The 22508-nt window shown below is 69.0% G+C and carries 22 protein-coding genes and 1 other RNA gene; 11 read left to right on the top strand and 12 right to left on the bottom strand.

The window, feature by feature from the left end; all coding sequences use genetic code 11:
* Window position 1: 1 nt before the first annotated feature.
* The gene (locus tag VHAB30_RS08490; protein WP_062473093.1) at window positions 2–1567 is read right to left on the bottom strand and encodes a phospholipase D family protein; all 1566 of its coding nucleotides are present in this window, start codon (window positions 1565–1567) and stop codon (window positions 2–4) included.
* Window positions 1568–1698: 131 nt separating this feature from the next.
* On the opposite strand from VHAB30_RS08490, the gene VHAB30_RS08485 reads away from it, so the two are divergent.
* Both VHAB30_RS08485 and VHAB30_RS08480 read left to right on the top strand, forming a co-directional pair.
* Window positions 1699–2256: a peroxiredoxin gene (locus tag VHAB30_RS08485; RefSeq protein WP_095745539.1), complete on the top strand. Its 558-nt coding sequence runs from the start codon at window positions 1699–1701 to the stop codon at window positions 2254–2256.
* Window positions 2257–2311: 55 nt separating this feature from the next.
* Window positions 2312–3745: an aldehyde dehydrogenase family protein gene (locus VHAB30_RS08480; protein ID WP_095950218.1), complete on the top strand. Its 1434-nt coding sequence runs from the start codon at window positions 2312–2314 to the stop codon at window positions 3743–3745.
* 25 nt (window positions 3746–3770) lie between these two features.
* Here VHAB30_RS08480 and VHAB30_RS08475 read toward each other — a convergent pair whose 3' ends face one another.
* A complete protein-coding gene (locus VHAB30_RS08475; RefSeq protein WP_159276633.1) occupies window positions 3771–4694 on the bottom strand; it encodes a ZIP family metal transporter in 924 nt (307 codons plus the stop codon).
* 19 nt (window positions 4695–4713) lie between these two features.
* Window positions 4714–5352, bottom strand: coding sequence for a superoxide dismutase (locus VHAB30_RS08470; protein ID WP_159276631.1), 639 nt, complete (start codon window positions 5350–5352; stop codon window positions 4714–4716).
* A 251-nt stretch (window positions 5353–5603) separates the two neighbouring features.
* Between VHAB30_RS08470 and VHAB30_RS08465 the strand changes: the two genes are divergently transcribed.
* From VHAB30_RS08465 to moeA, 4 genes are read left to right on the top strand one after another with little or no spacing between them, the layout of a single operon-like run.
* Window positions 5604–6893 (top strand): serine hydrolase domain-containing protein, encoded by a 1290-nt coding sequence (locus VHAB30_RS08465; protein WP_159276629.1) that lies wholly within the window; start codon window positions 5604–5606, stop codon window positions 6891–6893.
* Between the two features lie 49 nt (window positions 6894–6942).
* Complete coding sequence (gene moaA / locus VHAB30_RS08460) at window positions 6943–8082, top strand: GTP 3',8-cyclase MoaA (RefSeq protein ID WP_159276628.1); 1140 nt, start codon at window positions 6943–6945, stop codon at window positions 8080–8082.
* 11 nt (window positions 8083–8093) lie between these two features.
* Window positions 8094–8738, top strand: coding sequence for a molybdenum cofactor guanylyltransferase MobA (gene mobA, locus VHAB30_RS08455; protein WP_159276626.1), 645 nt, complete (start codon window positions 8094–8096; stop codon window positions 8736–8738).
* Window positions 8735–10051, top strand: coding sequence for a molybdopterin molybdotransferase MoeA (moeA, locus tag VHAB30_RS08450; protein WP_159276624.1), 1317 nt, complete (start codon window positions 8735–8737; stop codon window positions 10049–10051). Before mobA ends, moeA begins: the two co-directional genes overlap by 4 nt.
* Before the next feature lie 22 nt (window positions 10052–10073).
* Here the strand turns inward: moeA and rnhA are convergent, their stop codons facing one another.
* On the bottom strand, window positions 10074–10523 hold the full coding sequence (gene rnhA, locus VHAB30_RS08445; protein WP_095745544.1) for a ribonuclease HI: 450 nt from the start codon (window positions 10521–10523) through the stop codon (window positions 10074–10076).
* A 66-nt stretch (window positions 10524–10589) separates the two neighbouring features.
* On the bottom strand, window positions 10590–11351 hold the full coding sequence (locus VHAB30_RS08440; protein WP_223301333.1) for a class I SAM-dependent methyltransferase: 762 nt from the start codon (window positions 11349–11351) through the stop codon (window positions 10590–10592).
* On the opposite strand from VHAB30_RS08440, the gene gloB reads away from it, so the two are divergent.
* The 3 genes from gloB (at window position 11350) to VHAB30_RS08425 (ending at window position 15555) form a co-directional block, all read left to right on the top strand.
* Window positions 11350–12129: a hydroxyacylglutathione hydrolase gene (gene gloB / locus VHAB30_RS08435; protein WP_159276622.1), complete on the top strand. Its 780-nt coding sequence runs from the start codon at window positions 11350–11352 to the stop codon at window positions 12127–12129. The genes VHAB30_RS08440 and gloB overlap by 2 nt on opposite strands.
* On the top strand, window positions 12126–13730 hold the full coding sequence (locus VHAB30_RS08430; protein WP_159276620.1) for a transglycosylase SLT domain-containing protein: 1605 nt from the start codon (window positions 12126–12128) through the stop codon (window positions 13728–13730). The genes gloB and VHAB30_RS08430 overlap by 4 nt, the downstream gene beginning before the upstream one ends.
* Before the next feature lie 64 nt (window positions 13731–13794).
* Window positions 13795–15555, top strand: coding sequence for a monovalent cation:proton antiporter-2 (CPA2) family protein (locus tag VHAB30_RS08425; protein ID WP_159276618.1), 1761 nt, complete (start codon window positions 13795–13797; stop codon window positions 15553–15555).
* Between the two features lie 27 nt (window positions 15556–15582).
* On the opposite strand, the gene VHAB30_RS08420 is transcribed toward VHAB30_RS08425, so the two are convergent.
* From VHAB30_RS08420 to dnaX, 7 genes are all read right to left on the bottom strand, one after another.
* Window positions 15583–16416: an ABC transporter permease gene (locus VHAB30_RS08420; protein WP_159276616.1), complete on the bottom strand. Its 834-nt coding sequence runs from the start codon at window positions 16414–16416 to the stop codon at window positions 15583–15585.
* Window positions 16413–17228, bottom strand: coding sequence for an ABC transporter ATP-binding protein (locus VHAB30_RS08415; protein WP_159276614.1), 816 nt, complete (start codon window positions 17226–17228; stop codon window positions 16413–16415). Before VHAB30_RS08415 ends, VHAB30_RS08420 begins: the two co-directional genes overlap by 4 nt.
* A 52-nt stretch (window positions 17229–17280) precedes the next feature.
* Window positions 17281–18318, bottom strand: coding sequence for an ABC transporter substrate-binding protein (locus VHAB30_RS08410; RefSeq protein ID WP_062473116.1), 1038 nt, complete (start codon window positions 18316–18318; stop codon window positions 17281–17283).
* Between the two features lie 138 nt (window positions 18319–18456).
* Entirely contained in the window at window positions 18457–18849 is a 393-nt protein-coding gene (locus VHAB30_RS08405) for an MAPEG family protein (RefSeq protein WP_062473118.1), read from the bottom strand.
* Between the two features lie 51 nt (window positions 18850–18900).
* The gene (recR, locus tag VHAB30_RS08400; RefSeq protein WP_062473120.1) at window positions 18901–19491 is read right to left on the bottom strand and encodes a recombination mediator RecR; all 591 of its coding nucleotides are present in this window, start codon (window positions 19489–19491) and stop codon (window positions 18901–18903) included.
* 7 nt (window positions 19492–19498) lie between these two features.
* Entirely contained in the window at window positions 19499–19831 is a 333-nt protein-coding gene (locus tag VHAB30_RS08395; RefSeq protein ID WP_007836669.1) for a YbaB/EbfC family nucleoid-associated protein, read from the bottom strand.
* A 74-nt stretch (window positions 19832–19905) separates the two neighbouring features.
* Entirely contained in the window at window positions 19906–21753 is a 1848-nt protein-coding gene (gene dnaX / locus VHAB30_RS08390) for a DNA polymerase III subunit gamma/tau (RefSeq protein WP_159276613.1), read from the bottom strand.
* A 114-nt stretch (window positions 21754–21867) separates the two neighbouring features.
* On the opposite strand from dnaX, the gene ffs reads away from it, so the two are divergent.
* Window positions 21868–21964, top strand: an RNA gene (ffs, locus tag VHAB30_RS08385) — signal recognition particle sRNA small type.
* Window positions 21965–22069: 105 nt separating this feature from the next.
* Window positions 22070–22498, top strand: a complete 429-nt coding sequence (locus VHAB30_RS08380) for a GNAT family N-acetyltransferase (protein WP_216850702.1) — start codon at window positions 22070–22072, stop codon at window positions 22496–22498.
* Window positions 22499–22508 lie beyond the last annotated feature (10 nt).

Here is a 22508-nt window from a genome sequence, read left to right as displayed (position 1 = left end):
GCTACAACAGCATCTCGGGCACCAGCGGGGAGATCAGGGTGTTGTACAGGCGCTGGAAGAAACCCGACTCGGGCTCCGAGGTGAGGATCACCTCTTTCTCGCCGTCGTTCGTGAGCCATTCGAGCGTACCGCCCTCCTTCGACAGCCGCAGCCGGTACGAGTTCTGCAGCTTGCTCACGTGGATGATGCGCAGCATCTCGCGCGCCAGCTGCGGGTTGTCGACCACGACGCCCATCTCGGTGTTCTGGCTGGCCGAGCGCGGGTCGAGGTTCATCGAGCCGATGAAGATGCGCGTCTTGTCAATGGCGGCGGTCTTGGCGTGCAGCCGGCCCAGCGAATTGCCGAAGCTGCCGAAACGCATGCTCGCGGTGGTGCGCTGCGGGCTCAGCTCGTACAGGTCGGCGCCGCCTTTCAGCAACCGCTCGCGGTAGCGCGCGTAGCCGGTGTGCACCAGCGGCTCGTCGTTGGCGGCCAGCGAATTGGTCAGCAGCGTGAGCTTGACCTTGCGCTTGGCCAGGTCCTCGAAGGCCGCCATGCCGCGCTCGCCCGGCACGAGGTAGGGCGAGGTCAGGTCGACCTCGGTCTTCGCGTCGAGCAGCAGCGCCCAGACCTTCATCGTCACGCTGGTGGCAATGGCGTCTTCGGCCGTCAGCGTCGTGGGCTTGGAGGGCGGGTCGGCGATGGCGCGGGCCTCGCCCCACAGCAGGCCCATGCGGCCGCCGTCGAGCTCTTCGGCGATGGGGCCATAGCCGAGGATGTCCGAGGGCGGCAGCACGACCTTCGGCGGCGGGCCCGACATGCCGATCTCGGCGTCGAAGGTGGCGGCGCCGGCCTCTTTGCGCACGATCTCGGCAATGGGCCAGATCTGGTCGCTGTTCCAGTAGGCGTCGAAGATGCTCTCGAGCTGCGGCACCACCTTGCCCACCACCAACGCGTCCATGTCGATGAAGTTCTGCGCCTCGCTCAGCACGAAATACTCGTCGGCGATGTTGCGCCCGCCCACCACCGCCATCGCGCCGTCGGCGATGAAGAGCTTGTTGTGCATGCGGTGGTTGAGCCGGTGGATGTCGAAGATCGACACCACGAAGCGCGAGAGAAACCCGTCGCGCGCACAGCAGAACGGGTTGAACAGGCGCACCGACACATTGGGCGTCTCGGACAGCGCCAGCAACAGCTGCTGGCTCTTCACCGTGTACAGGTCGTCCACCAGCACCCGCACCTTCACGCCGCGCGCCGCCGCCTCGCGCAGCGTGCGCAGCAGCAGCCGGCCGGTGGCGTCGTTCTCGAGCTGGTAGTACTGCACCACCAGCGAGCGCTCGGCGCGCTGCGCGAGCTGCAAGCGCGCGTCGAGCGAGTACACGCCCAGCGGCATCAGCCGGAAGCCCGAATGCTCGCCGGGCGGCGTGGAGGCCGCGACGATCTTCGCGAGCGCGGTGCCCGGGTCGGCCGCGGCGGCGTGTTCGGCCGGGCGTTCGCGCGCCGGCGGCAGCGAGCCGCACGCGCCGAGCAATGCCAGCAGCACGCCGGCCAGCGCCGTGCGCAGAAGAGATCGGGCCCAGGCGTTCATGGTCGGGTTCCTCTTGTCGTTGTGGATGCCACTGCCCTGATGTACGCCGGTCCTCCCGCGGCGGTTTCAACGGGGCCCTTTTTGTGAAGCGTCGTCCTAGAATTCGATTCACTTCGCTTCGGAGTTACATCATGGCCCGATCGCTCCTTTTGCGCACCGCTTTGTGGGCCGCGGCCCTCGCCGCCGGGGTACCCACTGCCCACGCCGCACTCGACATCGGCGACCCGGTGCCCAAGTTCACGGCCACGGCCGCACTCGGCGGCAAGACCTTCCGCTACTCGCTGGCCGAGGCGCTGGCCAAGGGGCCGGTGGTGCTGTACTTCTTTCCGGCGGCCGACTCCAACGACTGCTCCATCGAGGCCCACGCCTTCGCCGAGGCGGTCGACCAGTTCGCCGCGCTGGGCGCCTCGGTGATCGGCGTGTCGGCCGACGACATCGACACGCTCTCCAAGTTCTCGGTCAAGTCCTGCCAGAGCCGCTTTCCGGTGGCCTCCGACCAGGGCAAGACCGTGATCCAGGGCTTCGACGCGCTGATGCAGACCCGGCCCGACTTCGCCAACCGCCTGTCGTACGTGATCGCGACCGACGGCAAGGTCGCCTACTACTACCAGAACCTCAACCCCGACAAGCACGTCGAGCGCATGCTGAACGCCGTGCGCGCGCTGCCCAAAGCCACCGCGGCGAAGTAAGGCGGGCCGGCCGGGGTGCCACGCGCAGGACGGGCTTCGCGCAAAATCTCGCCCCATGCAGCTCAACTACATCGCCAACGCGGACGTTCCCTCCGCCTCCGGCCGCACCCTCCCCGTCATCGACCCCTCGGACGGCCAGCCCTTCGACGAGATCCAGCGCAGCAACGCCGCCGACATCGACGCCGCCGTGCGCGCCGCGCGCGACTGCTTCGAGGGCGTGTGGCACAAGGTCAGTGCGGCCGACCGCGGCCGCCTGCTCTTCAAGCTCTCGCAGAAGATCGCCGAGCACGTCGACGAGCTCGCGCTCATCGAGCAGCGCGACTGCGGCAAGCCCGTGAAGCAGGCCCGCGCCGACGCGGTGGCGCTGGTGCGCTACTTCGAGTTCTATGCCGGCGCCTGCGACAAGCTGCACGGCGAGACCATTCCCTACCAGGACGGCTACAGCGTCTTCACCTGGCGCGAGCCGCACGGCGTCACGGGCCACATCATTCCGTGGAACTACCCGATGCAGATCTTCGGGCGCAGCGTGGGCGGCGCCCTGGCGGCCGGCAACGTGTGCGTGGTCAAGCCGGCCGAAGACGCCTGCCTGTCGCTGATCCGCGTGGCGCAGCTGGCGGCCGAGGTCGGCTTTCCGGCCGGTGCGCTCAACATCGTGACGGGCTACGGCCATGAAGTGGGCGACGCGCTCGCGCGGCACGAAGGCATCGACCACATCAGCTTCACCGGCAGCCCGAAGATCGGCACGCTGATCCAGCAGGTGGCGGCCGAGCGGCACTGCCCGGTCACGCTCGAACTGGGCGGCAAGAGCCCGCAGATCGTGTTCGCCGACGCCGACCTGGACGCGGTGATTCCCGTGGTGATCAACGCCATCGTGCAGAACGCCGGCCAGACCTGCTCGGCGGGTTCGCGCGTGCTGATCCAGCGCGACATCTACGAGCCCCTGCTCGAGCGCCTGGGCCATGCCTTCGAAGCCCTGCGCGTGGGCCCCGCGGCGATGGACCTCGACGTCGGCCCGCTGATCCGCCAGACGCAGCAGCAGCGCGTGTGGGACTTTTTGAGCGACGCGCAGCACGCCGGCATCCCGATGGTGGCGCAGGGCGTGGTGGTCGAGGAAGCGCCCGAGACCGGCTTCTACCAGGCGCCGACCCTGCTGCGCGACGTGCCCGTGGGCCATCGCCTGGCGCAGGAAGAAGTGTTCGGCCCCGTGCTCGCCGCGATGCAGTTCGCCGACGAGGACGAAGCCGTGGCGCTCGCCAACGCCACCCAGTTCGGCCTCGTGGCCGGCGTCTGGACGGCCGACGGCGCGCGCCAGTTCCGCATGGCCCGGCGCGTGAAGAGCGGCCAGGTTTTCATCAACAACTACGGTGCGGGCGGCGGCGTCGAACTGCCGTTCGGCGGCGTGAAGTCGTCGGGCTACGGGCGCGAGAAGGGCTTCGAGGCGCTGTACGGTTTCACCACCCTGAAAACCGTCGCCGTCAAGCACGGCTGAAGCTGACCGACGCCGCGCCCGGGCGTCAGCCCAGCGCGGTGTCCAGCAGCATCATCAGCACGAAGCCGATCATCAGTCCGCTGGTTGCATAGGTTTCGTGCCCCTTGCGGTGCGATTCGGGAATGATCTCGTGGCTGATGACGAACAGCATCGCGCCCGCCGCGAAGCCCAGCCCCCAGGGCAGCAGCATCGCCGAATGCCCCACCACCGCAGCGCCGAGCACGGCACCCAGCGGCTCGACCAGCCCTGAGGCCATGCCGATCAGCACCGCGAACAGGCGGCTGTAGCCCGCCGCCAGCAGCGCCACGGCCACCACCAGCCCCTCGGGCACATCCTGGATCGCGATGCCGGTGGCGAGCGCATCGGCGCGCACGCCATTGTTGGCCGCGTAGCCGACACCGATGGCCAGGCCCTCGGGCACGTTGTGCAGCGCGATCGCGAACACGAAGAGCCAGGTGCGGCGCAGCTGCCGCCCGCTCTGCCCTTCGCGGCCTTTGATGAAGTGCTCGTGCGGCAGCACGCGGTCCATGGTCATCAGCACCAGGCCGCCCAGCAGGATGGCCGTGCCGATCACGCCGCCGGCCGCCCAGTCGTCGCCGCCGAAGACGCCCGTCGACTTGGCGGCGTCCAGCCCGGGAATGATCAGCGAGAAGGCGCAGGCCGCGAGCATCACGCCGGCGCCGAAGCCGAACAGCGTGTCCTGCAGCTTGTCGGGCAGCTTCTGCGAGAACAGCACCGGCAGCGTGCCCAGCGCGGTCGCCAGCGCCGCCACCGAGCCGCCGCGCAGCGCGTTCCACACCAGCGGATCGGCGCGCACGAAGGACCAGAACTGCGACCCCAGCGCCAGCGCGCCGGCCGCGACGATGGAAAAGCCGATCCATTCGCGCAACGGGCGCGGCGACCTGGGCGGTGGCGCTGTCGCCACCGTGCCCTGCGGCGTGTCGTTCATGGGCGGGCTCCTCTTCGGCTCATCGGCCGCCGGTCGCGGCGGCATGGCGTCGGGCCACCTCGGCCCAGTTCACCACGTTGTAGAAGGCCGCGATGTACTCGGGGCGGCGGTTCTGGTACTTCAGGTAGTAGGCGTGCTCCCACACGTCCAGGCCCAGGATCGGGGTCATGCCCGAGCCGATGCCGCGCATCAGCGGGCTGTCCTGGTTGCCGCTGCTTTCCACGGCGAGCTTGCCGTCGGCACCGACGACCAGCCAGGCCCAGCCGCTGCCGAAGCGCGTGAGCGCGGCCTTGGTGAAGGCGTCCTTGAAGGCGTCGAAGCCGCCCAGGTCGGTGTCGATGGCCTTCGCGAGCGCACCCGAGGGCGCTCCGCCGCCGCCCTGGCCCACGGGGGCCATCACGGTCCAGAACAGGCTGTGGTTGGCGTGGCCGCCGCCGTTGTTGCGCACGGGCGCGCGCAGCGCCTCGGGCAGTTCCTCGACACCGGCGACGAGGGCTTCGACCGGCGTGTCCGCATGCGGCGTGTCTTTCAACGCCGCATTCAGGTTGTTCACGTAGGTCTGGTGGTGCTTGCCGTGGTGGATCTCCATCGTCTGCGCGTCGATGTGGGGTTCGAGCGCGTCGAAGGCATAGGGCAAGGCTGGCAGGGTGTACGGCACGGTTGGGAAGCTCCTTGTTGGAAGAGAGCCCTTTGCGTGGTGCTTGTGCTGCGTACTCAGGCGTTCAAATGATAGTAATTCTCATTGTCTGCGTCAAGATATCGGCGCCATAGATGCCGCCAATCGGCCAGCTCGTGGCGTGCCGCTCTAGGGCCCATCCACCGATACACTGCCCCGCGACCGGTTCGCACGGACGGCGTCAAGACCGTCCTGCCGGTTCCATCCTTCCACCACCGACGGAGACAACACGCATGACCTTCCTGAAGCGCCGCGCCCTGGTGCGCACGGCCCTGCTCGGCCTGAGCCTCGCCCTGCCGCTGCTCGCCACCGCCCAGTCGCTGCCCACCGCCCGGCCCGAGTCGGTGGGCCTGTCCACCGAACGCCTGCAGAAGCTCACCGACGTGCTCAAGGCCGACGTGGCCGCCGGCAAGATCCCCGGCGCGGTGCTGCTGGTCGCGCGCCAGGGCAAGGTCGCGTGGTTCGAACCGGTCGGCAAGCTCGACGCCACCGCCGGCACGCCGATGCCGCGCGACGGCATCTTCCGCATCTACTCGATGAGCAAGCCCATCACCACGGTCGCCGCGATGATGCTGGTGGAAGACGGCCGCATGAAGCTGGACGACCCGGTCGCGATGTACCTGCCCGAGTACGCCCGCATGACGGTCGGCATCGAGAAGCCCGGCACCGACGGCAAGCCGGTGCTCGAGACCGTGCCCGCGCGCCGCCCGATCACCGTGCAGGACCTCATGCGCCACACCTCGGGCCTGACCTACGGCTTCTTCGGGCCGGGGCTGGTGAAACAGGCCTACAACGCCGCCAACCTCGCGGACGGCGATCCGACCAGCGCCGAGTTCTCGCAGCGCCTGGCCAAGCTGCCGCTGGCCTACCAGCCCGGCACGACCTGGGACTACAGCTACTCCACCGACATCCTGGGCCGCGTGGTCGAGGTGGTGTCGGGCCAGTCGCTGTACCAGTTCGAAAAGGCGCGCCTGTTCGACCCGCTGGGCATGAAGGACACCACCTACTACGTGCCCGAGCCGGCGCGCCAGCCGCGCATCGCCGAGCCGCTGCCGAGCGATCGCAGCTTCGGTGTGGGCGCCGACCTGAACGACCCGCGCATCGTGCGCAAGTTCGAATCGGGCGGCGGCGGGCTGGTGTCGACCGCGTCCGACTACGCGCGCTTCCTGCAGATGCTGCTCAACGGCGGCACGCTCGACGGCACGCGCTACCTCGGCCCGCGCACGCTGGCCCTGATGACGACCGACCATTCGAACGCCGGCGCCGGCATCGTGCCCGGCCCGCTGTACCTGCCGGGCCCGGGCTACGGCTTCGGCCTGGGCTTCGCGGTGCGCCGCAACGACGGCGAGGCGCCCTACCCGTCCGGCGGCGGCGAGTACAACTGGGGCGGCGCGGGCGGCACCTACATGTGGGTCGATCCGAAGAACGAGCTGTTCGTGGTGCTGATGCTGCAGTCGCCCAAGTACCGCACCCACTACCGAAGCCTCGCGCGCAACATGGTCTATGCGGCAGTGCTGAAGTAGCCCGCATGGCGCGCGGTCGCGGGCCATGGCGCAAAATCGGCATCGCCCCATGAAGAAAAGCAGCAGCACCGTCATTCCGATCGCTCAGGCCGGCCACGCAGTCGTGGCCGCGCCGGACATCGCCGTGCCCGCCACCGGCCTGCTGGCCGACCGGCTGGGCCGCCCGCTGACCGACCTGCGCATCAGCGTGACCGACCGCTGCAACTTCCGCTGCAGCTACTGCATGCCCAAGGACGTGTTCGACAAGGACTACCAGTACCTGCCGCACAGCGCCCTGCTGAGCTTCGAGGAAATCACGCGCCTGGCGCGGCTGTTCGCCTCGCACGGCGTGCGCAAGATCCGCCTCACCGGCGGCGAGCCGCTGCTGCGCAAGCACATCGAGGGGCTCATCGCGCAACTGGCCGAGCTGCGCACGCCCGACGGCGACCCGCTCGAGCTCACGCTCACCACCAACGGCTCGCTGCTGAAGCGCAAGGCCGCCGCGCTGAAGGCCGCCGGCCTGCAGCGCGTGACCGTGAGCCTGGACAGCCTGGACGACGCCGTGTTCCGCCACATGAACGACGTCGACTTTCCGGTGGCCGACGTGCTGGCCGGCATCGACGCGGCCCTGGCCGCGGGCCTGGGCCCGATCAAGGTCAACATGGTGGTCAAGCGCGGCACCAACGAGCAAGAAATCTTGCCGATGGCGCGCTACTTCCGCGAGCACCACGGCGGCAAGGTCGTGCTGCGTTTCATCGAGTACATGGACGTGGGCGCCACCAACGGCTGGCGCATGGACGAGGTGCTGCCCTCGGCCGCGGTCATCGCCCGCATCGCGGCCGAGTTTCCGCTCGTGCCGCTCGAAGCCACCACGCCCGGCGAGACCGCCCAGCGTTGGGCCTATGCCGACGGCGGCGGCGAGATCGGCGTGATCAGCAGCGTGACCCAGGCCTTCTGCCACGACTGCAGCCGCGCGCGCCTGTCGACCGAGGGCAAGCTGTACCTGTGCCTGTTCGCAAGCCAGGGCCACGACCTGCGCCCGATGCTGCGCGACGGCGCGAGCGACGGCGACATCACCTCCGCCATCGGCCACATCTGGCAGGGCCGCGCCGACCGTTATTCCGAGCTGCGCGCCCTGCACGGCCCCGACGACAGTGCCCCCGACGCGGCGGCGCCCCGGCGCGTCGAGATGAGCTACATCGGCGGATGAGGCCGCCAGCCATGGGTACCGCACCGGCCATCGCAGCGGCCGACATCACGGGCCTCGTGCTCGCCGGCGGGCGCGGCACCCGCATGGGCGGGGTCGACAAGGGCCTGCAGCTGCTCCAGGGCGAAGTGCTCGCCGCGCGCGCCGTGCGGCGCCTGCGCCCGCAGGTCGGTCGCGTACTGATCAATGCCAACCGGAATTTCGCGGCCTACGAAGCGCTGGGCGTGCCCGTGTTCGCCGACAGCGTGCCCGACCACCCCGGCCCGCTGGCCGGCATGCTGAGCGGGCTCGAACACTGCCCCACGCCCTGGCTGCTCACCGTGCCCTGCGACACGCCGCGCTTTCCGCCTGACCTGGCGGCGCGGCTGGCCGAAGCCCTGGCCGCCGAAGGCCCCCACGCGCGCATCGCCATGGCCGCCGCGCCTGAAGCCGAGGCCGACGGCCGCACGGTGCTGCGTCGCCAGCCGGTGTTCTGCCTGCTGCACATCGCGCTGCGCGACAGCCTGCGCCGCTTTGTCGAGGAAGGCGGCCGCAAGGTCGGCGCCTGGACCGCGCAGCACAACGCCCTGACCGTTCCCTTCGACCGCCCCGGCGACGCGCCCGACGCCTTCTTCAACGCGAACACGCTGGCCGATCTGCAGACGCTCGAACAGCCATGAGCCGCATCGCCGCCATCGCCGCCGACCTCGCGGACTACGACGCGGGCGACCTCGACGTCGACACCGTCGCCGCCTTTCTCGCGCGCCTCGTCGCGCCGCTGGCCGTGGCCGACGCCGAAGAAGTCGCGCTGCGCGACGCGCTCGGCCGCGTGCTGGCGGACGACCTCGTTTCGCCCGTGAGCGTGCCGCCGCACGACAACTCGGCCATGGACGGCTACGCCTTCGACGGCGCGCTGCTGCCGGCCGATGCACCCATCGACCATTCGCTCACGCTGCGCGTGGCGGGCACGGCGCTGGCCGGCTCGGCCTGGCGCGGCGCGCTCGGACCGCACGACGCGGTGCGCATCATGACCGGCGCGATGATGCCGGCGGGCCTGGACACCGTGATCCCGCAGGAGTTCTGCAAGGTCGACGGCGACCAGGTTTGCTTTCCGGCCCGCGTGCTGGGCCGTGGCGACAACCGCCGCCTGGCCGGCGAAGACCTGATGCAGGGCCAGCCGGCGCTGCGGCGCGGCGAGCGCCTGTCGCCGGCCGCGCTCGGCATGGTCGCCAGCCTCGGCCTGGCGCGCGTAACCGTGCGGCGCCGGCTGCGCGTGGCGTACTTCTCGACCGGTGACGAAATCCTCTGCCTGGGCGACACGCCGCGCGAAGGCGCCGTGTACGACAGCAACCGCTACACCCTGTTCGGCCTGCTCACGCGGCTGGGCTGCGAGGTGGTCGACCTCGGCCTGGTGCACGACGATCCCGCCACGCTCGCCGCCACGCTGCAGCGCGCGGCGCGCGAAGCCGACGCCATCGTCACCAGCGGCGGCGTGAGCGCAGGCGCGGCCGACCACACGCGCGACGTGATGCAGCAACTGGGCGACATGGCCTTCTGGCGGGTCGCGATGCGGCCCGGGCGGCCGCTGGCGGTGGGGCTGATTCCGCGTCCGCGCGAGGCCGCGGCCACGTCGGCCGTGCTGTTCGGCCTGCCGGGCAATCCGGTGGCGGCGATGGTCGCCTTCCTGGCCTTCGTGCGGCCGGCGCTGCTGCGGCTGATGGGCTGCCACGACGAAGCCTGCGCCCCGCCGCCGCTGCTGCGCGCGCGCAGCGCCGGGCCCATCCGCAAGAAGCCGGGGCGCACCGAGTACCAGCGCGGCGTTGTCCGCCAGGTGCCGGGGTCGTTGCCCGAGGTGCGGGTGGCGGCGCACCAGGGATCGGGCGTGCTGAGTTCGATGCTCGAGGCCAACGGGCTCGTGGTGCTGCCCCACGAGCAGGGCCATGTCGACGCCGGGCAAGAAGTCGACGTGATGGTCTTCGAGGGACTGATCTAGCCCCAGGCCCTGCCGCTGACGGTCAGATCCGGCCCAGGGCCTTGTCCACGCCCTTGTTGGCCAGCATGTCGGCCCGCTCGTTGCCCGGATCGCCTGAGTGCCCCTTGACCCAGCGCCACTCGATCTGGTGGCCGCCCTCGGACACCAGCTTGTCGAGCTTCTGCCAGAGCTCGACGTTCTTCACGGGCTGCTTGGTCGAGGTGAGCCAGCCCTTGGCCTTCCAGCCGCGAATCCACTCGGTGATGCCCATGCGCACGTACTGGCTGTCGAGGTACAGCAGCACCTTGCACGGCCGCTTGAGCGCGGCCAGCCCTTCGATGACGGCCGTGAGTTCCATGCGGTTGTTGGTGGTGTTGAGTTCACCGCCGAACAGTTCCTTCTCGGTGGGGCCCGACTTGAGCCACGCGCCCCAGCCGCCCGGTCCCGGGTTGCCCTTGCACGCGCCATCGGTGTAGATCACGACTTCGTTCAAACTGACTGTTCCTTTTTTCTCTAGCGTCATGCGGGCGATGCCGCCCGCGTCCATGGATTCGTTCGTTCACTGCTTGCTGCGGTGCACCTTGCCCGCGATGGGCACCGGCGCCGTCGCCCGCGCGCCGCTGCGGCGCCAGTCGGCGCTCAGCAGGCGCATGCCGCGCACGCGCTTCACCGCCACCAGGAAGTAGGCGGCGCCGAAGATCGGCCACCAGCGCTCGCCGGCGGCGTCCATCCAGCGCGAGCGCTCCAGCCAGGCGTCGCTGCGCACCGCCGGCCGGTAGATGCCGAAACGGCCCGACTCCACCTCGAAGCTCAACAGGCGCAGCCAGTCGCGCATGCGCCAGTAGCCGATGAACTCGCCGGCCTCGGGCAGGAAGGTCTCGCCCAGGCCCAGCCGGCGGTACAGGTGCCCGCGGCGCTGCCGCAGGCCCCACAGGCTGGTCGGGTTCAGGCCGCAGATCACCACCCGCCCCTCGGGCACCAGCACCCGCTCGACCTCGCGCAGCGTGGCGTGCGGATCGGGACTGAGTTCCAAGGCGTGCGGCAGCACCACGAGGTCGAGGCTGTTGGCCGCGAACGGCAAGGCGGCGAAATCGGTCACCAGCGTCGCCTTGCCGGCCCGCACCGGGTCGGTCAGGGCCAGCCAGCGGTGCGGCATGCGGTTGGCGCGCAGCCCGTCGACCTCGGCGGCCCCGAGCTGCAAGGCGTGGTAACCGAAAACATCGGCCACCGCCTCGTCGAACTGGGCCTGCTCCCAGGCCAGGAGGTAGCGGCCGGGGGGGGTCGCGAACCAATCCTGCAAACCTATAATTTGACCGCTCATGACCCTTGTTCCGCTGCCCGCTTTTGCTGACAACTACATCTGGATGCTGCACGACGGGCACCACGCCATCGTGGTGGACCCGGGCGATGCCCAACCGGTGTTCGATGCGTTGGCGCACCACAAGCTGCAGCTGGCCGCGATTCTAGTCACGCACCACCACCCCGATCACACGGGCGGCGTGGCCGCGCTGCATGCGTCCACGGGCGCGACGGTGTGGGGCCCGGCGCGCGAGCGCATCCCCGAGCCCTTCACGCCGTTGGTGCAGGGCGACATCGCGCAGGCCCTGGGCCTGCGCTTCGAGGTCATCGACGTGCCGGGCCACACGGCCGGGCACATCGCGTACTTCCTGCCGGCCTCGGCCGCGCAGGCCCCCGTGCTGTTCTGCGGCGACACCCTGTTCTCCGGCGGCTGTGGCCGCCTGTTCGAAGGCACACCCGCGCAGATGCTCGCCTCACTCGACGCCCTGGCCGCATTGCCCGGCGACTCGCGTGTGTGCTGTGCGCACGAATACACACTTGCTAACCTGAAGTTCGCCCGCGCCGTGGAACCCGGCAACGCCGAACTCACTCACTACAACGCGCATTGCGAAAGCCTGCGCGCACAAGGGCAGCCCACGCTGCCCTCGCAACTGGCGATCGAACGCCGGATCAACCCCTTTCTTCGCAGCCGCGAAGCCACCGTCTTTCGAGCAGTGCGGGCCCATGCCGAGCTTTCCGCGGATGCCGCCGAAGCCGAGGTGTTCGCCGCCCTGCGCCAATGGAAAAACGACTTCCGATGAAATTTATCGTTGCCACCTGCCTTGCAGGCTCCCTGGTACTCGCGGGCTGCGCGGGCACGGACAACAGCGCTTCTTCCTCCACCACCGCCAAGGCCGGCGCCTCCGCCGGCGGCACGGGCGCCCGCCCCTCGGGCAGCGCCACCCCGGTCTATCCGCGCGACAGCAACCTCAGCCCGCTCACCAGCGGCCAGGCCCGCTCGCAGAGCGTGGTCACGCTGGCCCCGCCGGCCGACATGTGGGACCGCATCCGCCGCGGTTTCAAGATGCCCAACCTGGAAAGCGACCTGGTGCGCGACCGCGAGCAGTGGTACGCCAGCCGGCCCGACTACATCCAGCGCATGACCGAGCGCTCGAACAAGTACATCTTCCACATCGTCGAGGAGCTCGAGCGCCGCAACATGCCGACCGAGCTGGCGCTGCTGCCGTACATCGAGAGCGCCTTCAACCCGCAGGCCGTGTCCAGCGCGCGCGCCGCCGGCATGTGGCAGTTCATGCCCGCCACCGGCACCGACTTCGACCTGAAGCAGAACATCTTCCGCGACGACCGCCGCGACGTGGTGGCCTCCACCCGCGCCGCGCTCGACTACCTGCAAAAGCTCTACGGCATGTTCGGCGACTGGCAGCTCGCGCTCGCCGCCTACAACTGGGGCGAAGGCAGCGTGGGCCGCGCCATCGCCAAGAACCAGCGCCTGGGCCTGCCCACCACCTACAGCGACCTGTCGATGCCGGCCGAGACCCGGCTGTACGTGCCCAAGCTGCAGGCCGTGAAGAACATCGTGGCCAATCCGCAGGCCTTCAACGCCGAACTGCCGCTGATCGCCAACCACCCCTACTTCCAGACCGTGCCGCTCACGCGCGATCTCGACGTGGAACTGGCGGCCAAGCTGGCCGACGTGCGCATCGAGGACTTCCGCGCGCTCAACCCCGCCGCCCACAAGCCCGTGCTGATCGCGGCCGGCACCTCCGAGATCCTGCTGCCCTGGGACAACGCGGCGGTCTTCAAGCGCAACTTCGACGCCTACACGCAGGGCCAGTACGCCAGCTGGACCGCCTGGGTCGTACCCACCACCATGACGGTGGCCGACGCCGCCCAGCGCTCGGGCATGAGCGAGTCGGACCTGCGCGCGCTCAACAACGTGCCGCCGCGCATGCTCATCAAGGCCGGCTCCACGCTGATCGTGCCGCGCGGCGCGCGCGTGAAGGAAGACGTGGCGGCGGTCGTGGCCGATGGCGGCCACCTGAGCTTCCAGCCTGAGATCATCACGCGCCGCACCACCGTCAAGGCCGGCCGCTCGGACAACGTGGCGAGCATCGCGCGCCGCTACAACCTCAAGCCGGCGGCCGTGGCCGACTGGAACGACGTCAACCCCAACCACGCCTTCAAGCGCGGCTACAGCGTGGTCGTGTACCTGCCGGTGCGCGCCACGCCCGCGGCGCGTGTCGGCTCGGGTGCCGCGCCCGCGCGTGGCCGGGGCGCGGCGGTGGTCACATCCAAGCGCGGCGGCGCGCCGGTGAAGGCCGCCGCACGCGGCAGCAGCAGCGCCAAGCAGGCGGTGGTGCGCCAGCCGCGCGGCGGCACGCCGTCCAAGCGCAAGCGCTGATCCCTGCCCTGCCGGCGGGCGGTGCCGGGCCCGGACCAAAAAAGCGACATCAGGAGGACAGGCCATGGCAGTCGAAGGAAGCGCGGGCGATCTCATCAAGGTCGTCACGCTGTTGGGGGCCGCCGTCGTGGCCGTGCCGCTGTTCAAGCGGCTCGGGCTGGGCTCCGTGCTCGGCTACCTGGCGGCGGGCCTGGCCATCGGGCCCTTCGGCTTCGGCCTTTTCTCCGACCCGCAGACCATCCTTCACACGGCCGAACTCGGTGTCGTGATGTTCCTCTTCGTGATCGGGCTCGAGATGCGCCCGTCGCACCTGTGGAGCATGCGGCGCGACATCTTCGGCCTGGGCAGCCTGCAGGTGGTGGTGTGCGGCATCCTGCTGACCGGCGTGGGCATGGCCTTCGGTTTCCCGCTCGCCGTCTCGTTCGTGTGTGCGATGGGCTTCGTGCTCACCTCCACGGCCATCGTGATGCAGCTGCTTGGCGAGCGTGGCGACATCGCCGCGCCGCGCGGCCAGAAGATCGTCGCCGTGCTGCTCTTCGAAGACCTGCTGATCGTGCCGCTGCTGGCCATCGTCGCCTTCATCGCACCGGTGGATGCGGCGCAGCAGGCCATTGCACCTTCGCGCTGGATCGGCATCGGCATTGCCGTGGGTGCGCTCGCGGCGCTGGTGGCGGCCGGCATCTGGCTGCTCAACCCGCTGTTCCGCGTGCTCGCCAACTCCAAGGCGCGCGAGGTGATGACGGCCGCGGCACTGCTCGTGGTGCTGGGCGCGGCGCTGCTGATGCAGGTCGGCGGCCTGTCGATGGCCATGGGCGCTTTCCTGGCCGGCGTGCTGCTCTCCGAATCGACCTTCCGCCACCAGCTCGAAGCCGACATCGAACCCTTCCGCGGGCTGCTGCTGGGCCTGTTCTTCATCGGCGTGGGCATGTCGCTCGACCTCGCGGTGGTGGCGCAGAACTGGCAACTCATCGTCGCGGGTGTGATCTCGATGATGGTGGTCAAGGCGCTGTGCATCTACGGCGTGGCGCGGCTCGCCAAGAGTTCGCCCGCCGATGCGCTCGACCGCGCCGTGCTGATGGCGCAGGGCGGCGAGTTCGCCTTCGTGCTGTTCTCGTCGGCGCTCGCCGCCAAGGTCATCAGCCCGACGGTCAATGCCAACATGACGGCGGTGGTGGTGCTGTCGATGGCGCTCACGCCGCTGGTGGTGCTGGTGCATCGCCGCTTCGCGCCCACCGCGCAGGCCTCGATGGAGGGCGTGGAAAAAGCCGAAGAACTGGCCGGCAACGTGCTCGTGATCGGCTTCGGCCGCTTCGGACAGATCGCGATCCAGGGCGCGCTGGCGCGCGGCGCGTCCATCTCGATCATCGACAACGACACGCAGGTGATCCGCGACGCCGCCGACTTCGGCTTCAAGGTGTATTACGGCGATGGCGCACGCGCCGACGTGCTGCATGCGGCGGGCGCGCACAACGCCCGCGCGATCATGGTGTGCATCGACAACCGCGCCGTGGCCACGCGCATCGCGGAGCACGTGAAGGCCGAGTTCCCGCATGCGCACCTGATGGTGCGCGCCTTCGACCGGGAACATGCGGTGGAGCTCGTGAAGCTCGACGTCGACTACCAGATCCGCGAGACCTTCGAATCGGCCATGGCCTTCGGCCGCCAGGGCGTGGTCGCGCTGGGCGCCACGCCCGAGGAGGCTGACGAGGTGATCGACGACCTGCGCCGCCGCGACAAGGAACGGCTGGTGCTCGAGATGTCCGGCGGCATCTTCGCGGGACGCGCGCTGGTCCAGGTCAACACCGAGACGCGCCAGACCCACTGAAGCCACTGGGCGCGCTGAACGCGCGGCTCAGAGCTTCTCTGTCTCCCCGCTGCGCGGCTGCCACTTCATGAGTCGCTTCTCGATCAGGCCCACGAGCCCGTCGAGCGCCAGCGCGAAAGCCGTGAGCACCACGATGCCGGCGAAGACCGTGTTCACGTCGAAGGTGCCCTCGGCCTGCAGGATCAGGTAGCCCACGCCGCGCGCCGAGCCCAGGTACTCCCCCACCACAGCGCCGACGAAGGCCAGGCCCACGGAGGTGTGCAGGCTGGAGAACACCCAGCTCGTGGCGCTGGGCAGGTACACCGTGCGCAGCAACTGCCGCTGGTTGGCGCCCAGCATCTTCGCGTTGGCCAGCACCACCGGGCTCACTTCGCGCACGCCCTGGTAGACGTTGAAAAACACGATGAAGAACACCAGCGTGACGGCCAGCGCCACCTTGCTCCAGATGCCCAGCCCGAACCACAGCGCGAAGATCGGCGCGAGGATCACGCGCGGCATCGAGTTGGCGGCCTTGATGTACGGATCGAGGATCAGGCTCGCCGTGGGCGCCAGTGCCAGCCACAGGCCGCAGCCCAGCCCGAGCGCCGTGCCGATGCCGAAGGCCAGCACCGTTTCGAGCAGCGTCGTGCTCAGGTGGCGGTAGATGTCGGCGTTGCCCTTCAGGCCTTCGGGAAACAGCAGGTTCGGTGGCACCTCGAAGGGCAGGAACCAGCTCCAGATGCGCCCCGCCACCACGATCGGCTGGCCGAGGAAGAACGCGATCTGGTCGTTGCGCGAGGCCACGTGCCACAGCACCAGAATCACGGCCAGCAGCGCGAGCTGCCAGAAGCGCGCATGGCGTGCATCGAGGCGCGGCATCATGCGGCCTTCCTCAGTTGCTGCGCGTAGCCCTTGAGCACTTCGTCGCGCAGCACCTCCCAGATCTGGCGATGCAGCTCCACGAAGCGCGGCTGCGTGCGCACCTCGGCCACGTCGCGCGGACGCGGCAGGTCGATCACGAACTCGCCGATCGGCCGCGTCGCCGGGCCGGCCGACAGCACCACCACGCGGTCGCTCATCGCGATCGCCTCGTCGAGGTCGTGCGTGATGAAGAGCACGGCCTTCTTCTTCGCGCTCCAGAGTTCGAGCACTTCGTTCTCCATCAGCTGCCGCGTCTGCACGTCGAGCGCGCTGAAGGGCTCGTCCATGAGGATGATGTCGGGGTCGAGCACCAGCGTCTGCGCCAGCGCCACGCGCTTGCGCATGCCGCCCGAGAGCTGGTGCGGGTAACGATCGCCGAAGCCCGTGAGGCCCACGCGCGAGAGCCAGGCCTCGGCCTGCACATGCGCCTCGGCATCGGGCACGCCGCGGTACTGCAGCCCCACCTTCACGTTGTCGATGGCGCTGCGCCACGGCATCAGCGCCTCGGTCTGGAACATGTAGCCCGCGCGCTTGTTCACGCCCGTGAGCGGCTGGCCGAAGACCTTCACCCCGCCCGACGATGGCTCTAGCAAGCCCGCGCCCACGTTCAGCAGCGTCGACTTGCCGCAGCCCGTGGGCCCGACCACCGAGACGAACTCGCCCGCACCGATGCGCAGCGTGGTGTCGTCCACCGCCGTGTAGCGCTGGCCCGGGTCGTCCTTCGAAAGGAAGGTGCAGCGGATGGAAAGAAGTTCGAGTGCGTAGTCGGACATGGCGCTCCGGAAGAAAAAACCCGGCCGAAGCCGGGTTGCTGAACGTTCGCAATCAGGCTTTGAACCTGTCTTTCGCACGCTTTGCAAAATCGTTGGTGTAGGTCCTGGCGAGGTCGATCTTGTCGGCCTTGACCGAGGTGTCGAAACTCGCGATGGCATTGAGCGCCGTCTTCGGCCCTTCGGCGGGCACGAGGCCGTCTGTGGCGATGGACTCGCGCACCTTGTCGAACGACGCGAGGTACAGCGCGCGGTCGCCCAGCAGGTAGGTCTCGGGCACGGTCTTGATGATGTCGCCCGGCCCCGCCGTTTGCAGCCACTTGAGGCCGCGCACGATCGCGTTGGCCAGCGCCTGGCAGGTGTTGGGATGCTTCTGGATGAAGTCGATCGGCGCGTAGAGGCAAGCGGCGGGCATCGGCCCACCGAACACCTGCTCGGTGCCCTTGAGCGTACGCGTGTCGCTGATGATCTTCACGTCGCCCTTCTGCTCCAGCATGGTCATCACCGGGTCGGTGTTGCTGATGGCGTCGATCTGGCCCGAGCGCAGCGCGGTGAGCGCACCGGCCGCCACGCCCACGCCGATGAAGCTCACGTCGCTGGCCTTGAGGCCGCCGCGCGAGAGCACGAGGTTGGCCACCATGTTGGTCGACGAGCCCGGCGCCGAGACGCCGATCTTCTTGCCCTTGAGGTCCTGGATGCCGGTGTAGCCCGCCATGTTCTTCGTCGACACGCCCACCGCGATCTGCGGTGCGCGGCCCTGCAGCACGAAGGCCTGGAAGAACTGGTTCTTGGCCTGCAGGTTGATCGTGTGCTCGTAGGCGCCCGAGCAGACATCGGCCGAGCCACCCACCACCGCTTGCAATGCGCGTGCGCCGCCGGCGAAGTCGGAGATTTCCACTTCGAGCCCTTCGGCCTTGAAGTAGCCGAGCTGCTCGGAGATGGTGAGCGGCAGGTAGTAGAACGCCGCCTTGCCGCCCACCGCGATCGAGACCTTGGTTTTCTCCAGCTTGGCCTGCTGCGCAAAGACCCGCGGCAATGCAATCGCTGCGGCAGCGACTGCGGAGGCGGAGATGAGGGTTCTGCGATGAAGCATGGCGCGGTCCTGCGGGCTCTGTGATTCTGGTGAACTGAATCGAGCTTAGGCGTGCGCCCTGTGGGCCTGCATCGGGGTCATCCCGTGCGGGTTTTCACGTAAGCACGAAGGCCTCCTGGAGAAGCCTTCGCCAAGGCGCTATCGCGCCAGAAAAAGTATCGCGATATTGACCAGGAACGCGAGTGCCCAGACCGCGCTGCGCGCGCTCGGCGCGCCGCGGATGTAGAGCGCGAGATAGATCACCCGCAGCACCACGTAGGCCACCGCGAGCATGTCGAGCCGCGCCTGCGCCACGCCGAGCTGGTGCGCGATGAGCACCGCGCCAATGAAGAAAGGCAGGCCTTCGAAGCTGTTGGCCTGCGCGCTGTTGGCGCGCGCGCGCCAGCCGCTTTGCTTGGCGGCCCAGTCGCGCGGATGCATGTTGTCGCGCACACCGAAGCTGCCCGCCTTCGCGATCCATGCCGCGAGGTACGGCAGGCCGCAGGCGATGAACACGCACCAGTAGGCGACGGTGAGCAGGGAGAAGGTCATGGTGACGACAACAAGGAGGAAGAACGAACGCGGCCTTGCACAGGCCGCGCGTCAGCGGCGATCGACCAGCGCGTGCGCGATCGTGCCGAGGTCGACGTACTCGAGCTCGCTGCCGGCCGGCACGCCGCGCGCCAGGCGCGTCACGGTGAGCCCGTGCTGCTTGAGCGCCTCGCCGATCACGTGCGCCGTGGCCTCGCCTTCGGCGGTGAAGTTGGTTGCGAGGATGACCTCGCTCACGGTGCCGTCGCGTGCGCGGTCGAACAGCTTCTGCAGGCCGATGTCCTTCGGCCCGATGCCGTCGAGCGGGCTGAGCTTGCCCATGAGCACGAAGTAGTAGCCGCGAAAGGCGCCCGTGCGTTCGAGCGCGGCCTGGTCGGCCGGCGTCTCGACCACGCACAGCTTGGTGCCGTCGCGCCGCGAGTCCATGCAGACATGGCAGATCGGCGCTTCGGTGAAGGTGTTGCACAGCTCGCAGTGCCGCACCTGGCCTGCCGCCTGCTGCAACGCGCGCGCGAGCAACTGCGCGCCCTCGCGGTCGTGCTGCAGCAGGTGGAAGGCCATGCGCGAGGCCGACTTGACGCCGACACCGGGCAACCGGCGCAGCGCATCGACCAGCGCATCGAGCGAACTGGCGTCTGCCATGCCTCGCTTAGAACGGGAGCTTCATGCCGGGCGGCAGGCCGGGCATGCCGGCCGTCAGCTTGCCCATCTTCTGCTCGCTGGTTTCCTCGGCCTTGCGCACGGCGGCGTTGAAGGCGGCAGCCACGAGGTCTTCGAGCATGTCCTTGTCGTCGGCCAGCAGGCTGGGGTCGATGGTGATGCGCTTGACGTCGTGCTTGCAGGTCATGACGACCTTGACGAGACCGGCGCCCGACTCGCCTTCGACCTCGATGTGCGCCAGTTCTTCCTGGGCCTTCTTGAGGTTGTCCTGCATTGCCTGCGCCTGCTTCATGAGGCCGGCCAGTTGTCCTTTGTTGAACATCGTTGGTCCTGTCTGTGATGGGTTGGTGATGGAAAGAATACGGGTCGAAAAATGCGGCGACTGCGGCGCCGGCTTCAGAGGGGCTTCAGCGATCCGGGAACAATCTTCGCATCGAAGTCGCGCATCAGCATCTGCACCTCGGGGTCGCTGCGGATGGCTTCCTCGGCCACCCGCTGGCGCTCGTCGGCGGCCTGCTTGTTGCGGCGCGCCGGGCTGTCGACCACGCCGCCGATCTCGATGGCCAGCCTCACATTGTGGCCGAGGCCCTGCAGCGCTGCCGTGAGCTTCTCGCGGCTGGACGGCTGGTTGAGGGTTTCGCGCTCGATGCGCAGCATCCACTGGTCGGTGTCGCGCGCCACCAGCTGCGACTGCAGCGCGAGCTCGCGCGCCAGTGCCGCCACGCTTTCGGCGGCAACGAGCTGCATGACCGTGGCATGCCAGAAGTCGCCCTCTTCGCTCGGCGGGATCGGGGTGTAGGTGCTGCGCTGTTCTTCTTCGCGCGGCACGTCGCGCTGGCCGGGCGGCGGTTGCACGCGGATCGGCACGCCGACGACATGGGCTGCGGTGGCGTCGGACGCCTCCTGCGGGGCAGGCCGGGGCATGGGCTGGCGCTGCGGGGCATCGACCACCGCGAGCCGCTGGCCGGCCGGCGCCGGTTGTGCGGGCGGTTGCGAAGGCGCGGCGGCGGGTGCCGGATCGGGCACCGAAGGCCGGGAAACCGGAGCGGCTTCGCGCGCGGGAGCCCGCGGCGCGGCGCCACCGGGGTCATTCAGAGTTTTTTTTTCCGTGGAGGCCGTCGAGGCGGCCGCGTGGGAGGGCTTGAAGGCCAGCAGCCGCAACAGCACCATGGTCAGCGCCGCGTACTCGTCGGGCGCCAGGCCCAGCTCGCCGCGCCCGTGCAGGCACAGGCTGTACAGCAGCTGCGTCTCGTCGGCGGGCATCAGCGACGCCAGGCGCGCCGTGTCGGCCGCATCGGGGTCGGTGGCCGCATCGGCCGATTCGGCGCGCGAAGGCACGGCCTGCAGCACGGCCATGGCCTGCAGCACCGCCGTCATCTCTTCGAGCGTGGACGCGGCGGACATGCCGTCGCGGCGCAGCGCCTCGGAGGTGTCGACCACGGTCTTGCCGTCGCCTTGTGCCAGCGCCTCGATGAGGCGGAACACATGGCCGCGATCGACGCTGCCGAGCATCTGGCGCACGCCGGTCTCGAGCAACTCGCCGTTGCCAAAGGCGATGGCCTGGTCGGTGAGCGAGAGCGCGTCGCGCATCGAGCCGCGCGCGGCGCGCGCCAGCAGACGCAGCGCCTGGGGCTCGGCCGGCACCTGCTCGGTCTGCAGCACGCTGGTGAGGTGTTCGAGCACCGTCTCGGGCGCCATCGGCCGCAGGTTGAACTGCAGGCAGCGCGACAGCACCGTGACCGGCACCTTCTGCGGATCGGTCGTGGCCAGCACGAACTTGAGGTACTCGGGCGGCTCCTCGAGCGTCTTGAGCATCGCGTTGAACGCGGTGTTCGTGAGCATGTGCACTTCGTCGATCATGAAGACCTTGAAGCGCCCTTGCACCGGCTTGTAGACCGCTTGTTCGAGCAGCGACTGCACTTCGTCGACGCCGCGGTTGGAGGCCGCGTCGAGCTCGGTGTAGTCGACGAAGCGGCCCGAGTCGATGTCGCGGCAGGCCTGGCACACACCGCAGGGCGTGGCCGTGATGCCGCCCTGCCCGTCCGGGCCCTGGCAGTTGAGCGACTTGGCCAGGATGCGCGACACCGTGGTCTTGCCCACGCCTCGCGTGCCGGTGAACAGATAGGCATGGTGCAGGCGCTGCGTGGTCAGCGCGTTTTCCAGCGCCTGGACCACATGCCCCTGACCGACCATCTCACCGAAGGTTTTCGGACGGAACTTGCGAGCGAGCACGAGATAAGACATTGCGGGCATTCTAAAAGGCGCGGCGGGGGTCACTTCACGCTTGTTTCCCATCCGCCGTCGAAATGATTCACGCCCCGGCCAAGGGGGCAAATCCGCGCGGTTAGAATGCAGGCTGACGGGCCTCCCTGCATGGTGAAGTGGCCAACCGGGTCAGGTGGGGAACCAAGCAGCCCTAACTGCGTAGTCAGTGCCAGGGGTAAGGCTCGTCAACCTAACATTCAGAAGCCGTGAGTTCCTTTGCAGAGAACTTACGCGCCGTGTCCGGGGGTTACCGACCCCGGACACATCAAACTCCCAGAACTTCGCGCAGCCATCCATGAACTTGGACATCCGGCCCGCCCGCATCAGCGATCTCGAAGCGTTGGTGCGCCTCGACACCGTGGCCGCACACGATGCGCGCCGCGCCGTGCAGATCCAAGGCTGGATCGAGGATCGCTTCTGCCATGTGATCGAGGTGGATGGCGACATCGCCGCCTACGGCGTGCTGCACCACCACTTCTTCGACTGCGGCTTCATCGAGATGCTGATGGTCGGCGAGCGATTTCGCCGCAGGCGGCTCGGCCTGCGGCTCGTTGATCACTTCCAGTCGATCTGCGAACGCCCCAAGCTCTTCACCTCCACGAACCGCTCGAACACGGCGATGCAATCGCTGCTGAAAGAAGCCGGGTTCAGGGAGAGCGGCCACATCGAGAACCTCGATGCGGACGATCCCGAGCAGGTGTTCTTCTGGCCCTGCGAGCGCTGAGCAGGCCTGC

Source organism: Variovorax boronicumulans, from assembly GCF_009811375.1.
GTDB classification, from domain to species: domain Bacteria; phylum Pseudomonadota; class Gammaproteobacteria; order Burkholderiales; family Burkholderiaceae_C; genus Variovorax; species Variovorax boronicumulans.
This window is presented reverse-complemented; position numbering and strand designations above follow the sequence as displayed.